The organism is Amycolatopsis sp. 505 (assembly GCF_031625235.1).
Classification (GTDB): Bacteria; Actinomycetota; Actinomycetes; order Mycobacteriales; family Pseudonocardiaceae; genus Amycolatopsis.
The window spans coordinates 166,985-180,361 of sequence record NZ_JACKQP010000002.1 but is presented as its reverse complement, the minus strand read 5'-3'; the positions used below and the strand labels follow the sequence as shown (position 1 = coordinate 180,361).

Genomic DNA, 13,377 nt, shown 5'->3' with positions numbered 1-13,377 from the left:
GGCGCCCGCACGCCCTCGGGCCCGATCATGCACAACCACCCCGCCCGCCGGTTACGTTCCACGCGGAATCCAGCACGTCGGAAGATTCCCCACCCCCGCCGCCCGGTGTTGGATTATCGGACGGGAGCCGATCGAAGGGTGGGGCGGCGTGCTGCGAGTCGAGGCGAATCGGCGTGATTTCCTGCGGTGGCTGACGACAGCTGGTGCCGGGCTCGCCGCCAGTGGGGTGGCTCCCGCCGTCTTCGCTCAAGAAGCCGTCGCCACCGGGCGTGAGGTCGTGGTCGTCAGCGGGGCGACCGTGGTCGATGGCACCGATGGTCCCGCGCGGCCGGGCTCCTCCGTCGTGCTCGTCGGGGACCGGATCGCCTGGGTCGGTCCGGCCGGTGAGGTGCCGCCGTGCGGGGGCGCGCGGGTCGTCGACGGCCGCGGGCGGTACCTCGTGCCCGGGCTCTGGGACATGCACACCCACGGCATCGAATTCGAGGACATCGCGCCGCCGCTCTTCCTCGCCAACGGCATCACCGGCATCCGCGAGATGCAGGGCTACGACGAAAACCGCGCCACCCGCGACAAGCTCGACACCGGTGCGCTGCTCGGCCCGCGGATCGTGCTGGCCAGCGGGATCATCGACGGCCCGGTGACCCTGCTCGGCCCGCCGGTCGTCCAGGTCGGGACCGTTGCGGAAGCGCGGGCCGCGGTCCGGGACGCCGTCGCCCAGCGGTCGGACTTCGTGAAGGTCTACTTCTACCTGCCTCGGGACGTGTTCGCCGCGATCGCCGACGAATGCCGGCGCCACGGCCTGCCCTTCGCTGGGCACTGGCCCTACCGGCTTCGCGTGCTCGAAGCCGCCCGGGCCGGGCAGCGCAGTTTCGAGCACAACTTCGGGTTGCCGATCGCGACCTCGAGCCGCCGGGACGAGTTCCTGGCCCGCCTCGACGCGACGCCGTTCGACCCCGCGTCCCCGCGCGACTTCTTCAACCTGGCCCGCGAACTCGACCGGCAGGCCGCGCAGGCCTACGACCCGGCCACGGCGGCCCGCCACTTCGCCGGTCTCAAGGCCGCCGGCGGCCGGCTCAGCCCGACCTTCGCGGTCAACCGCGTCATTTCGCGGCCCACCGGCGCGTTCGCGAACGATCCGCGGAACAAGTACATCCCGAAGGTCATCCTCGACCTCTGGGCCGACCGGCTACCGCTGTTCACCCCGGTCACGCCGCAGCAGATCGCCCAGCAGGAGGCCTACTTCCAGGCGCAGCTGCAGCTCATCGGGGAGGCGCACCGCGCCGGTGTCGGGGTGCTGGGCGGCACCGACTGCCTGAACCCGTACGTCTACCCGGGGTTCAGCCTGCACGACGAGCTCGACTACCTGGTCGCGGCCGGGCTCGGCCCGCGGAAGGCGCTGCAGACGGTGACGCGCGACGCCGCCGCGTTCCTCGGCCGGGCGGCCACGGCCGGGACGATCACCCCCGGCAAGGTCGCCGACCTGGTGCTGCTCGACGCCGATCCGCTCGCCGACATCCGTGCGGTCCGGCGGATCGACACCGTCGTCACCGCGGGCCGCGTCCTCGACCGGGCCGCGCTGCGCGGGTTGCTCGCCGGCGCCGAAGCCGCCGCGAGCCAGCCGGCCGCGACGGCGAACGCCAGGTCAGTGCGGTTGCCGGTGCACGGCTGCTGCTGAGCGCCGGGTAATCTCGGCCGGTCGAAGACCTGGTTCGAGGGGGACGTGTGCTCACTGGGCGGAAGCTGGTCGGGGCGCTCGTCGTGCTCGAAATCGCCGCCGTCGTCCTGGTGCTCGTGCTCAAGCGGTTCGACGGCCTCGACCTCGAGGTCTACCTCGGCGGCGCCAAGGCGCTGGCCGAGCGGGGCTCGCCGTACGACGCCTGGGTGCCGACCACGCACCAGATCCTGCTGCCGTTCACCTACACGCCCTTCGCCGCGGCCGCGTTCTGGCCCGGCACGCTGCTGCCCTTCGCCGTCACGATGAAGCTGGTCAGCATCGCGTCGATCCTCGCGACCGGCGTGGTCGCCTACCTCTACGTCGCGACGCTCAACGGCTCGCTGACCGACCCCACCAAGGTCCGCGGCCGGGTGGTCGCCGCGCTGGTCGCCATCGGCGCGCAGCTCGCCGGCGCCCTGCTCGAGCCGGTGCGCTCGACGCTGGGCTTCGGGCAGATCAACGCGCTGCTCATGGTGCTGGTGGTGCTCGACGTCCTGCTGCCCGGCGAGCGGAAGCGGACGAAGGGCCTGCTGATCGGCGTGGCCGCGGCGATCAAGCTGACCCCGGCCGTCTTCGTCGTCTACTTCCTGTTCCGCCGTGACTTCCGGTCGGCCGCGCGGGTGGTCGGCGGGTTCGTGGTGGCCGGCGCGCTGCTGTGGCTGATCCGGCCGTCGGCGTCCTTCACGTACTGGACGAAGCTGGTCTTCGACGCGGGCCGCATCGGCGGTGTCGACTACGTCGGCAACCAGTCGCTCAAGGGCCTGGTGACGCGGATCGGGCTGCCGGAAACCGCGGGCAACGCCGTCTGGCTGCTCGCCGCCGTCGCCGTGATGGCCGTGGTCGCGGTGACCATCGTGCGCGCCGCCGAGCCGGTGCTCGGGCTCACCGCGTGTGCGCTCGGCGGGCTGCTGGTTTCGCCGATCTCGTGGACCCACCACTGGACGTGGTGCGTGCCGGTCCTCGTCCTCGCCGGCTGGTACGCGTGGCGCTTCGACCGGGCGATCCGGTGGCTGGCGGCCGCGGTCGTCGTGGCCGGACTGGCGTTGTTCATCGTCGGCCCGATGTGGTTCGCCCCGCGGCCGGCGCCGTCGGCCGGCTGGTGGCTGGCGACGGAGTCCTACGAGCTGTACGGCTTCGCGCTGCTGGCCCTCGCCGCGTTCGGCGCCCGCCGCCTGGCCACGAAGAAGGGGACCCCCACCGCGGAAGCGGCGGAGGTCCCCTCCAAGGAACCTCAGGTCAGCTGAGCCGCTCGACGACGTACTCGATGGCCTGCGTCAGCTTGGTGACGTCGTCCGGGTCGATCGCCGGGAACAGGCCGACGCGCAGCTGGTTGCGGCCCAGCTTGCGGTACGGCTCGGTGTCGACGATCCCGTTGGCGCGCAGCACCTTCGCGACCGCGGCGGCGTCGACGTCGTCGCTGAAGTCCACCGTGCCGACCACCTGCGAGCGCAGGTCCGGGTCCTTCACGAACGGCGTCGTGTAGCTCGTCTTCTCAGCCCACTCGTACAGCCGCGACGAAGAGTCCTTCGTGCGCGAGGTCGTCCAGGCGAGCCCGCCCTGGCCGTTCATCCACTCGATCTGCTCGGCGAGCAGGAACAGCGTGGCCACGGCCGGGGTGTTGTACGTCTGGTCCTTGCGGGAGTTGTCCAGCGCGGTGGTCAGCGACAGGAACTCGGGGATCCAGCGGTCGCCGCCGCCGATCTCGCCGATCCGCTCGACCGCGGCCGGGGAGGCCAGCGCGATCCAGAGCCCACCGTCCGCGGCGAACGACTTCTGCGGCGCGAAGTAGTAGACGTCGAAGTCTTCGGCCTTGACCGGCAGGCCGCCGGCGCCGGAGGTGGCGTCGATCGCGACCAGGGCGCCCTCGCTGCCCTCGGGGCGGCGGACCGGCACGGCGACCCCGGTGGACGTCTCGTTGTGCGCCCAGCCGACCAGGTCGGCACCGGCTTCGTAAGCGATGTCCGGGGCGCTGCCCGGCTCGGCCTTGACGACGATCGGGTCGGCCAGGAACGGCGCGCCCTTGGTCACGGTGGCGAACTTCGAGGAGAACTCGCCGTAGGTGAAGTGCTGCGCGCGCTCGCGGACCAGGCCGAAGGCGGCCGCGTCCCAGAACGCCGTGGTGCCGCCGTTGCCGAGGATGACTTCGTAGCCCTCGGGCAGGGAGAACAGCTCGGACAGACCTGCCCGCACGCGCCCGACGAGGGACTTGACCGGCTTCTGCCGGTGCGACGTGCCGAGGTAGGTGGAGCCGGACTCCGCCAGGGCACTCAGCTGCTCGGCGCGGACCTTCGACGGGCCGCAGCCGAAGCGGCCGTCGGCCGGCTTGAGGTCGGCGGGGATGGTCAACTCAGCGTCGGTCATGTGGCCAGTCTCTCAGGTCGGGACAAGGCAGGTAACAGAGGTGGGGCGGTGTCCGGAATGTGGAATCGGCGGGTGATCGGCCGCGCCGCCGGTGGAGCGCGCCGCGGCCTTCCGGACGGCGACGGTTACGCCGTCGGGCTGCACCGCGGTGGGGGTAAAAACACGGTTACCGGCCCGTCGGGGCGCCGGTAGGGTCCCGGCCGTGACGACTGTGCAGCAGAGTTTCCCGGCGCCGCCGCAAGCGCTGTGGAACGCGCTCCCCGCCGGGGTCGCGGCGATCGGCGGACAAGGCCCGTTCTACGACGCGCAGCGCGGTTTCGTGTCCTGCCGCACCGGCATGAGCCTCCTCAGCTGGGGGCAGGAGATCACCGCGTCGGTGGCCCCGGCCGCGGGCGGCTCGACGCTCACGATCCTGACGAACCTGAAGTTCGGCCTCTTCGACTGGGGCGAGGGCAAGCGCCTCGCCAACCGGTTCGCCGCCGCCGTCGCCTACGCGGCGCGCACCGCCGCCCTGAACTGAGGGTCCCGCTCGCCACCCTGGGGGTGCGAGCGGGGCCCGGCTCACCGCCAGTTCTCGACGCCGCCCGGCACCGGGGCGGCCGGGTCGTACGGCGTGCGGGTGAAGACGAACGTCGCCAGGTCGAGGTGGGTGGCGACGCCGTCGGCGTTCCGGCCCACTTCGAGCGTCTCGCCGGCGTAGTACCCGTCGAGGCCGACGTAGGTGTCCTTGCCGGTGGCGCGGAAGCGGGAGCTGCGCCCGGCGCCCTCCACCGGCGCGAGCAGCAGCAGCCCGTCGCCCTGGATGCGCAGGTGGTACGCCGTCGGGCCCCAGTGCCAGAGCCCGGTCAGCGCCAGCAGCCCGGGGTCCACCGGCGACGGCAGCCACTCGGCGGGCAGCCGCGGCTCCAGCTCGTCGGTCATGGTGATGAGGTCGAGGCAGAGCTGGGTGATGCCGACGCCGGACGTCGAGTTGGCGAGCACCAGCGCGCCGGTCTGCGCGGCCGGGTCGACCAGCGTCACGGCCAGGAAGCCGGGCATCGAGCCGGTGTGGCCGGCCAGCCGGCGGCCGCGGTAGCGCACGACCATCAGGCCGAGGCCGAACCCGGTCGTCCAGACGTCGGTGTCGTCGACGGTGACCATGGTCCGCATCTCGTCGACGGTCTCCGGCGCGAGCACGCCGCCGGTCTCGCCGCCGAGGAACGCCGTCCAGCGGCCGAGGTCCCGCGCGGTCGACCACAGCTGCCCGGCCGGGGCCATCGCGCCGGCGTCCGGGCTCGGCTCGGGCAGCAGGACGTCGGCGAAGGGGTGGACGGCGAAGCCCTCGGCGTGCGCGCCGGCCGGGTGCGGGGTCGTGCGGGTCATCCCGAGCGGGCCGAGGACCTCCTCGTCGAGCACGGACAGCCAGCTCTTGCCGCGGTGCCGGGAGAGGAGTTCGCCGAGGACGCCGTAGCCGACGTTCGAGTAGTGGAACCGAGCGCCCGGCCGGTGCTTGGTCGCGCCTTCGGCGAGGCTGCCGACCAGCGCGTCCCAGTCGGCGCCCGGGGTCCGCTCCCACCACAGGCCGGGCGACTCGGACGTCAGGCCGGAGGTGTGGGACAGCAGCTGGGCGACGGTGGCGGCGCCGAACGGCGTGCCCGGGACGTGCTTTTCCAGGGGGTCGTTGAGGTCGAGCAGGCCTTCGTCGCGCAGCCGCATGACGGCGGTGGCGACGAGGGTCTTGGTGATCGAGCCCAGCCGGTACTGGGTGTCGGTGCCCGGGGTCTCGCCGCCGACGCGTCCCCGGCCACCGGACCAGACGATCTCCCCGTCCCGCACCACGGCGGCGACCAGCGACGGAGCCCGGCAGGCGGCCTGCTCGTGCGCGATCCGGCGGAGCAGGGCGAGTTCGGTCGAGGCAAGCATGGGGGCATTCTGCCGCGCTCGGGCGGCCGAAGCAGGTCCCGGCCCGTGCAGGAGAGGTCGACACGCGTGATCGAAGAGCCGACACGCGTGATTGAAGGGTCGACACGCGTGATTGGAGGGTCGACACGGCGGGTGCCCCGGCTGTGGCCGTGTCGACTGCTCAATCACGCGTGTCGACCTCCTGATCACGCGTGTCGACTGCTCGATCACGCGTGTTGACCCTTCCTGCACGGGTGGGTGGGTCAGGACAGGAGGTTGCGGGCCATTGCTGTCGTCACCGCGGCGGTGCGGTCCGAGACGCCGAGCTTGCCGAACACCCGGAGCAGGTGGGTCTTCACCGTGGCCTCGCTGATGTGCAGCGCGCGGCCGATGTCGGCGTTCGTCCCGCCCTTGGCGACCAGGCGGAGGACCTCCACCTCGCGGGCCGACAGCGGCTGCGGTTCCGGGTTGCGGACCCGGTTGACCAGCTTGCCGGCCACCGACGGCGCCAGCACCGTCTCCCCGCGGGCCGCCGCGCGGATCGCGTTGGCCAGCTCCGCGCGGGACGCGTCCTTCAGCAGGTAGCCCGAGGCGCCCGCCTCCACCGCGCGCAGGATGTCCGCGTCCGTCTCGTACGTCGTCAGCACGACGATCCGGCGGCCGGGCTGCTCGCGCAGGATCCGCTTGGTCGCGCCGACGCCGTCGAGGCCCGGCATCCGCAGGTCCATCAGCACGACGTCGGGGACGGCGACCCGGTCGAGCGCGACGGCTTCGTCCCCGGAACCCGCTTCCCCGACGACCGTCAGGTCCGGTTCCGCTTCGAGCATGCCGCGGAGGCCTTCGCGGACGACGGGGTGGTCGTCGACGAGCATGACGCGGATCAAGCCGGCACCTCCAGGGTGAGTTCGGTGCCGCTGGGGCCACTCCGGACACTCAGTCTGCCACCGACCTGCTCGGCCCGGGACCGCATCCCGCGCAGGCCGAAACCGGTGGCGTGGCCGGGGTCGAAGCCGGCGCCGTCGTCACGGACGGACAGCCGCACCGAACCGTCCACAGCGGACAACCGCACCGACACCGCCGACGCCGCCGCGTGCCGGCGGACGTTGTTCAGCGCTTCCTGGGCGCCCCGGAGCAGGACGACCTCCCCGGCCATGCCGAGCGCGGGCAGCGGACCGTCCACTTCGTACCGGACCACCACGTCGGACGAATCGGCCAGCCGATCGGCCTGCCGCCGGACGGCGTCCACCAGCGAGCCGGCCGCGAGGTCCGCCGGGGCCAGCGCGGCGACCATCGCGCGGGCCTCCGTCAGGTTGTCCCGCGCGGTGCGCGCGGCCAGCTCGGCGTGCCGCCGGGCCGCGCCCGGGTCGGTGTCCAATTCGGACTCGATGGCCTGGGCGAGGGTGACGATGCTGGTGAACCCCTGCGCGAGGGTGTCGTGGATCTCCCGCGCCAGCCGCTCGCGCTCCGCCGCGGTGCCCGCCTCCCGGGAGAGGCGGGCGACTTCCGCCTGGCTCGCCTCGAGCTTGGCGATCAGGTCCGCGCGCCCGCGGCTCTCCTCGATGACGTGCCCGATGAACTTGCCGCACAGCACGCCGAAGACGACCAGGATGGCCGTCATCGGCAGCATGATGTGCAGCGTCGGGCCGGTGAACCCGTCGTTGACGACGGCCGCCGCGGGGTTGAGCAGGATCGCCACCGTGGTCAGGACCGCCGCCGGCCGGAACTCGAGCGTCGAGAACAACAGCGGGCACGCCATGAAGAGGATGAAGCCGGACGTGCCCTCGGCGAGCATGGCGATCCCGACCAGCACCAGCACCACGAGGGCGAACACCCACCGCTGCCGGATGGACGAGTCGTCGTCCCGGACGAGCCGGCGGCCCCACAGCAGGTAGCTCAGCGCGAGCGCGGTGAGCGCCCCGGCCGCGACGGCCGTCCACCCCGGGTCGGCGCCGTCGAGCAGCACCAGCGTGGTCGTGGCCAGGTAGGCCACCGCGAAGAGGATCTCCCAGAGCCAGTTGAACCGGTCCCAGGCGTCCTTCACTTCGCGTCGGTCCACCGGAAGGTCAGGCGCGCCAGCACCGCCCCCGCCACGCACCAGATCCCCAGCACCAGCGCCACCCGCGGAAGCTCCCATGTCCCGGCCATCTCCATCCTCACGGCGCCGTCCGGCAGGAAGACCGACCGGAACCCCTGGCAGATCCACTTCAGCGGGAAGAACGACGCGATGTCCACCATAACTTTCGGCAGGTTCGTGATCGGCGAGACGAACACGCCGGAGATGAACTGCAGCACCAGGTACAGCATCTGCACGATGGCGACCGCGCCGTTGGTGGACTTCGCGAGCGAGCTGATCGCGATCCCGAGCAGGGTGCACGAGACGATGCCGAGCGCGAACACCCACAGCAGCGTCAGCCACTTCGCCGGGTCGGACGGCAGCTGCAGCCCGAACAGCAGCACGGCGACCCCGGCCATCAGCACCGTCTGGGCCAGGCTGGACACCGCGACCAGCACCATCTTGCCGATGAAGTACGACGCCGGCGGCATCGGCGTGCCGCGCAGGCGCTTGAGGGCCCCGGTTTCGCGGTCGGCCGAGACGCCGGTCGCGATGCTGTTGAACGACGTCGACACGATGCCGGAGCCGATCATCCCGGCCGCCAGCAGCTGGCCGGACGTGACGCCGTCGAGCGCGGTCGGACCGTCCAGGATGGACCCGAGCAGGATCATCAGCACCGCGGGCAGGGAGAAGGTGAAGACCACCTGTTCCTTGTGCCGGAAGAACTGCCGCAGCTCGGTGCCGCCGCGGGCGAGCCCGAGCGTCAGCGGGCCGGGCAACGTCAGGGTGGTCATGCCTTGTCTCCGATCAGGTCCAGGTAGATGTCCTCCAGGCTCGGCCGGGTCACCGTCAGGCCCGCGAGCTCCCGACCCCCAGCCGAGAGCTCGGTGACGAGCTTGGTCGGGTACACGGTGCGCTCGACGTGCTCGCCGCGTTCGTCGACCCAGCGCACGGTGGCCTCGGCCGCCGCCCGGCCGCCGAGGTTCTGCGGCGTGTCCTGGGCGACGATCTCGCCGCGCGCGATGACCGCGACGCGTCCGGCGAGCGCTTCGGCCTCGTCGAGGTAGTGGGTGGTCAGCAGGATGGTGGTGCCTTCGGCGGCGAGGTCGCTGATCAGCGTCCAGAACTGCCGCCGCGCCTCGGGGTCGAAGCCGGTGGTCGGCTCGTCGAGGAAGAGCAGCTCGGGCCGCCCGATGATGCCGAGGGCGACGTCGACGCGGCGGCGCTGCCCCCCGGAGAGCGCCTTGACCCGCGCCCCGGCCTTCTCGGTCAGCCCGACTTTCTCGATCACCTCGTCGGGATCACGCGGGTCGGGGTAGTACTTCGCGAAGTGCCGGACGGTCTCGGCGACGCTCAGCTCGGCGGCGTCGGTCGCCGTCTGCAGGACGATGCCGAGCCGGGCCCGCCAGGCGCGTCCGGCCTGGCCGGGGTCCTCGCCGAGCACGGTGACCTCGCCGGCCGTCCGCCGCCGGTGCCCTTCGAGGATCTCGACGGTGGTGGTCTTCCCGGCGCCGTTCGGGCCGAGCAGGGCGAACACCTCGCCCTGGGCGATGTCCAGATCGAGCCCGGCCACCGCGAGGTGGCCGGGGTACTGCTTGCGCAGGCCGCGCACGTTGACTGCTGTGGTCATGCTCAAAGCCTGGCCGTTCGCGACGCCGGATCCGACCAACGGCCAGTGGAATCCGGCTGTCCACCGATCGGTGGACACGCCGGCTTGGTTTCCCGTGGAACCACGAAAACGCTGTCATACAAGCAAAAACCCGAAGATCCGAGCTTGCGGAACCGCCGCGCGGGTGAACGCACTGTTGACAACTTGTCTAACATGACAGAATGTCTCACAAGTGGGTGACCGCCAGCGACGGTGTCCGCCTCTCCGTGACCATCGACGGCCGGAGCGATGGACCCACGGTCGTGCTCGTGCACGGCTACCCGGACAACAGCTCGATGTGGGACGGGGTAGCCGCCGGGCTGACGGCGAAACACCGCGTCGTCACCTACGACGTCCGCGGGGCCGGACAGTCGGACAAGCCGCCGGGACGCGCGTCCTACCGGCTGGACCAGCTGGCCGACGACCTGCGGGCGGTCGTCGAGGCGGTGCAGCCGGCCGGTCAGGTGCACCTGGTCGCCCACGACTGGGGCTCGATCCAGACCTGGCACGCGGTCACCGGGGACGGCCTGCGCGGGCGGATCGCCTCCTACACGTCCCTCTCCGGCCCGAGCCTCGACCACGCCGGCGCGTGGTTCCGCGCGCAGCTGCGCCGCCCGACGCCGAAGCGGCTCAAGAACGCGCTGAGCCAGTTCCTGCACTCGTGGTACATCCTGGCGTTCCAGATCCCGGTCATCCCGGAGCTGCTGTGGCGCACGGGCCTGCTGGGCAAGCAGATCCAGCGGATGGAACCGGACGCGGCGCCGCCGGACAGGTCCGACGGCCGGCACGGCCTCCAGCTCTACCGCGCCAACATGTTCACCCGGCTGTCGCGGCCCGCGCCCCGCCCCGCCGACGTCCCGGTGCAGGTGCTGGCCCCGACCGGCGACGCCTACGTCACGACGCCGCTGCAGACCGAGGTCACCCGCTGGGCGCCCGACCTGCGGATCCGCCGGATCGTCGGGACGCACTGGGTGACCAGGGCGAAGCCGGCGGTGGTCGCCGCCGCGGCCGCCGAGCTGATCGACTACGTCGAGACCGGCACGGAAAGCCGTGGGCTGCGCCGGGCCCGGGTCGGCGCGGGGCCGTTCGATGGCAAGCTCGTCGTCGTCACCGGGGCGGGCAGCGGGATCGGCCGCGCCACCGCGCTGGCCTTCGCCGAGCAAGGCGCCGACGTCGTCATCACCGACGTCGACCAAGCGAGCGCGGCGGAAACCCTGAAACTGCTCGGAGAACACGGGCTCGCCGAGTACACAGTGGACTCTTCGGACGGCGCGGCCGTGCACCGGTTCGCTCAAGACGTGCGGGAAAACCACGGCGTCCCGGACATCGTGGTCAACAACGCCGGCATCGGGATGTCCGGCCCGTTCCTCGACACGTCCGTCGAGGACTGGGAACGCGTCATCGACGTCAACCTCTGGGGCGTGATCCACGGCTGCCGCGCGTTCGCGCCGATGCTCGCCGAGCGCGCCGAAGGCGGCCAGATCGTCAACCTCGCCTCGGCCGCCGCCTACCTGCCGTCGAAGATCCTCTCCGCCTACGCGACGACGAAGTCCGCCGTGCTGACCCTGAGCGTCTGCCTGCGGGCCGAGCTGGCCGCGCACCACATCGGCGTCACGGCGGTGTGCCCGGGCATCGTCAAGACCAACATCACCAACACGACGAGGTTCGTCGGGGTGTCCGAAGAGGAACAGCGCCGGCGGCAGAAGGAGAGCTCGAAGCTGTACGCCCGGCGCGGGTTCGGCCCCGAAGGCGTGGCGCGAGATATCCTCCGTGCCGTGGAGAAGGACATCGCGATCGCACCGTCCACTCCGGAGGCGAAGGCCGCACTGGTCCTTTCGCGACTGACGCCCGGCCTGCTCCGCACGGCCGCGAAGCTGGACCTGACGCCGTGAACCGGCCGCGGCGGATGTCGCCGCAGGCCCGCCGCGACCACCTGATCCGCGCCGCGCTCGACCTGTTCGGCTCGCGGGCGCCGGAACTGGTCACGGTGGACGACATCGTCGCGCGCGCCGAGGTGTCGCGGCCGCTGTTCTACCGGTACTTCGCCAACCTGCGCGAGCTGCAGGTCGAGGCGCTGCGCACGGTCACCGACGGGCTGATCGACGGCCTGGCCGGGCTCGAGGAGGGCCCGCCGGAGGTGCGGCTGCGCGCGGCCGTCCGCGGCCTGGTCGACGTCGCCGACCACTACCGCGCGGGGTACATCGCGTTGCTGCGCAGCGGTTCGGTGATCGCGACGTCCGAAACGGACGCGGCCATCGACGAGGTCCGCAACCGGGCGGTGGCGCTGATCCTGGACGCCCTCGGCGTCACCGAGCCGTCACCGCTGCTGTCGTTGACCCTCCGCTGCTGGACGGCGGTGGTCGAAGGCGCGCTGCTGAGCTGGCTGCAGGAACGCAGTGTCGCCCGCGAAGACCTCGACGGCTGGCTGGTCGACCAGCTCACGGCCATGCTCGAGGCCACCGCGAAGCACGAACCGGCCGGCACCACGGGGGTACCGGCCGGTTCGTGAACGGGTGTCAGTGCTTGGTGACGAGCTCCCAGCCCTCGACGTCCTCGGGGCTGCGCGGCGCCGGGCCGACGTACTTGGCCGACGGCCGCACCAGGCGTCCGGTGCGCTTCTGCTCCAGGATGTGCGCGGCCCAGCCGGCGGTGCGGGCCGAGCTGAACATCGCGGGCATCATGTGCGGCGGGACCTGGGCGAAGTCCAGGATGACCGCGGCCCAGAACTCGACGTTGGTCTCGATCGGGTGATCCGGGCGCCGCTCGCGCAGCTCCTTCAGCGCGGCCTGCTCCAGCGCGGCGGCCGCTTCGTAACGGGTCGCGCCGAGTTCCTGGCAGGTCCGGCGCAGCACGCGGGCCCGCGGGTCCTCGGCGCGGTAGACGCGGTGGCCGAAGCCCATCAGGCGTTCCTTGCGGTCGAGGATGCCCTTGACCAGGCCCTCCGGGTCACCGGTGCGCTCGACCTCTTCGATCATCGGCAGCACGCGCGCCGGGGCACCGCCGTGCAGCGGGCCCGACATCGCGCCGATGGCACCGGACATGGCCGCCGCCACGTCCGCCCCGGTGGAGGCGATGACGCGGGCGGTGAACGTCGAAGCGTTGAGGCCGTGCTCGGCGGCCGACACCCAGTAGGCGTCCAGCGCCTTGACGTGCGCGGGGTCCGGCTCGCCGCGCCAGCGGACGAGGAACCGCTCGGTGATGGAGTGGGCTTCGTCGACGCGGGTCTGCGGGACCGCGGGCTGGCCGATGCCGCGCGCCGACTGGGCGACGTAGGACAACGCCATCACCGAGGCGCGGGCCAGCTGCTCGCGGGCCTCGTCGTCGGTGATGTCGAGCAGCGGGCGGTACCCCCAGATCGGGGCGAGCATGGCCAGCGCGGCCTGGACGTCCACCCGGACGTCGCCGGTGTGCACCGGCAGCGGGAACGGCTCGGCGGGCGGCAGGCCGTGACCGAACCGGCCGTCCACGAGGAGGCCCCACACGTCACCGAAGGTCACCTTGCCGGCGAGGTCCTCGATGTCGACGCCGCGGTAGCGCAGCGCACCGCCGTCCCGGTCGGGTTCGGCGATTTCGGTGTGGAAGGCGACGACGCCTTCCAGACCCGGTCGGAAGCCGTCGTCGGGTTGGCCGGACGGCTGAGGCTTGCTGATCGTGGAGGTAGTCACTGTTTCGCGGAACCTTTCGGTGCGCTTTTCCCCGGCTGGTTGGTGCTGGTCGCGC

Annotated in this window: 12 protein-coding genes; 5 read left to right on the top strand and 7 right to left on the bottom strand. The window is 72.2% G+C overall.

Annotated features, from left to right (window positions below; genetic code table 11):
* The first annotated feature begins 148 nt into the window (after window positions 1-148).
* Together H5965_RS07810 and H5965_RS07805 are read left to right on the top strand one after the other, a co-directional pair.
* Window positions 149-1,675 carry an amidohydrolase family protein gene (locus tag H5965_RS07810; protein WP_310968676.1) on the top strand — a complete coding sequence of 509 codons (1,527 nt, stop codon included), beginning with the start codon at window positions 149-151 and terminating at the stop codon, window positions 1,673-1,675.
* 47 nt (window positions 1,676-1,722) lie between these two features.
* Window positions 1,723-2,958, top strand: coding sequence for a glycosyltransferase 87 family protein (locus H5965_RS07805; RefSeq protein ID WP_310968675.1), 1,236 nt, complete (start codon window positions 1,723-1,725; stop codon window positions 2,956-2,958).
* On the opposite strand, the gene serC is transcribed toward H5965_RS07805, so the two are convergent.
* A complete protein-coding gene (gene serC, locus H5965_RS07800) occupies window positions 2,951-4,075 on the bottom strand; it encodes a phosphoserine transaminase (RefSeq protein ID WP_310968674.1) in 1,125 nt (374 codons plus the stop codon). The genes H5965_RS07805 and serC overlap by 8 nt on opposite strands.
* A 202-nt stretch (window positions 4,076-4,277) precedes the next feature.
* On the opposite strand from serC, the gene H5965_RS07795 reads away from it, so the two are divergent.
* On the top strand, window positions 4,278-4,595 hold the full coding sequence (locus H5965_RS07795; RefSeq protein WP_310968673.1) for a hypothetical protein: 318 nt from the start codon (window positions 4,278-4,280) through the stop codon (window positions 4,593-4,595).
* A 41-nt stretch (window positions 4,596-4,636) separates the two neighbouring features.
* On the opposite strand, the gene H5965_RS07790 is transcribed toward H5965_RS07795, so the two are convergent.
* The 5 genes from H5965_RS07790 to H5965_RS07770 form a co-directional block, all read right to left on the bottom strand.
* The gene (locus H5965_RS07790) at window positions 4,637-5,977 is read right to left on the bottom strand and encodes a serine hydrolase domain-containing protein (protein ID WP_310968672.1); all 1,341 of its coding nucleotides are present in this window, start codon (window positions 5,975-5,977) and stop codon (window positions 4,637-4,639) included.
* Between the two features lie 242 nt (window positions 5,978-6,219).
* A complete protein-coding gene (locus H5965_RS07785) occupies window positions 6,220-6,840 on the bottom strand; it encodes a response regulator transcription factor (protein WP_310968671.1) in 621 nt (206 codons plus the stop codon).
* Entirely contained in the window at window positions 6,837-7,997 is a 1,161-nt protein-coding gene (locus H5965_RS07780; RefSeq protein ID WP_310969658.1) for a sensor histidine kinase, read from the bottom strand. The genes H5965_RS07785 and H5965_RS07780 overlap by 4 nt, the downstream gene beginning before the upstream one ends.
* On the bottom strand, window positions 7,994-8,803 hold the full coding sequence (locus H5965_RS07775; protein WP_310968670.1) for an ABC transporter permease: 810 nt from the start codon (window positions 8,801-8,803) through the stop codon (window positions 7,994-7,996). The genes H5965_RS07780 and H5965_RS07775 overlap by 4 nt, the downstream gene beginning before the upstream one ends.
* On the bottom strand, window positions 8,800-9,639 hold the full coding sequence (locus H5965_RS07770; RefSeq protein ID WP_310968669.1) for an ABC transporter ATP-binding protein: 840 nt from the start codon (window positions 9,637-9,639) through the stop codon (window positions 8,800-8,802). Before H5965_RS07770 ends, H5965_RS07775 begins: the two co-directional genes overlap by 4 nt.
* Before the next feature lie 215 nt (window positions 9,640-9,854).
* Here H5965_RS07770 and H5965_RS07765 point away from each other — a divergent pair, with 215 nt between their 5' ends.
* The gene (locus tag H5965_RS07765) at window positions 9,855-11,549 is read left to right on the top strand and encodes an SDR family oxidoreductase (RefSeq protein ID WP_310969657.1); all 1,695 of its coding nucleotides are present in this window, start codon (window positions 9,855-9,857) and stop codon (window positions 11,547-11,549) included.
* 14 nt (window positions 11,550-11,563) lie between these two features.
* Window positions 11,564-12,166, top strand: a complete 603-nt coding sequence (locus H5965_RS07760; protein WP_310969656.1) for a TetR/AcrR family transcriptional regulator — start codon at window positions 11,564-11,566, stop codon at window positions 12,164-12,166.
* Between the two features lie 7 nt (window positions 12,167-12,173).
* Here H5965_RS07760 and H5965_RS07755 read toward each other — a convergent pair whose 3' ends face one another.
* A complete protein-coding gene (locus tag H5965_RS07755) occupies window positions 12,174-13,322 on the bottom strand; it encodes a citrate synthase 2 (RefSeq protein WP_310968668.1) in 1,149 nt (382 codons plus the stop codon).
* Window positions 13,323-13,377 lie beyond the last annotated feature (55 nt).

What these genes read in the sequence shown, in the direction of transcription:
- serC (WP_310968674.1), bottom strand. Translation starts at nt 4,075, where the DNA reads ATGACCGACGCTGAGTTGACCATCCCCGCCGACCTCAAGCCGGCCGAC.
- H5965_RS07790 (WP_310968672.1), bottom strand. Translation starts at nt 5,977, where the DNA reads ATGCTTGCCTCGACCGAACTCGCCCTGCTCCGCCGGATCGCGCACGAG.
- H5965_RS07775 (WP_310968670.1), bottom strand. Translation starts at nt 8,803, where the DNA reads ATGACCACCCTGACGTTGCCCGGCCCGCTGACGCTCGGGCTCGCCCGC.
- H5965_RS07770 (WP_310968669.1), bottom strand. Translation starts at nt 9,639, where the DNA reads ATGACCACAGCAGTCAACGTGCGCGGCCTGCGCAAGCAGTACCCCGGC.
- H5965_RS07760 (WP_310969656.1), top strand. Translation starts at nt 11,564, where the DNA reads ATGTCGCCGCAGGCCCGCCGCGACCACCTGATCCGCGCCGCGCTCGAC.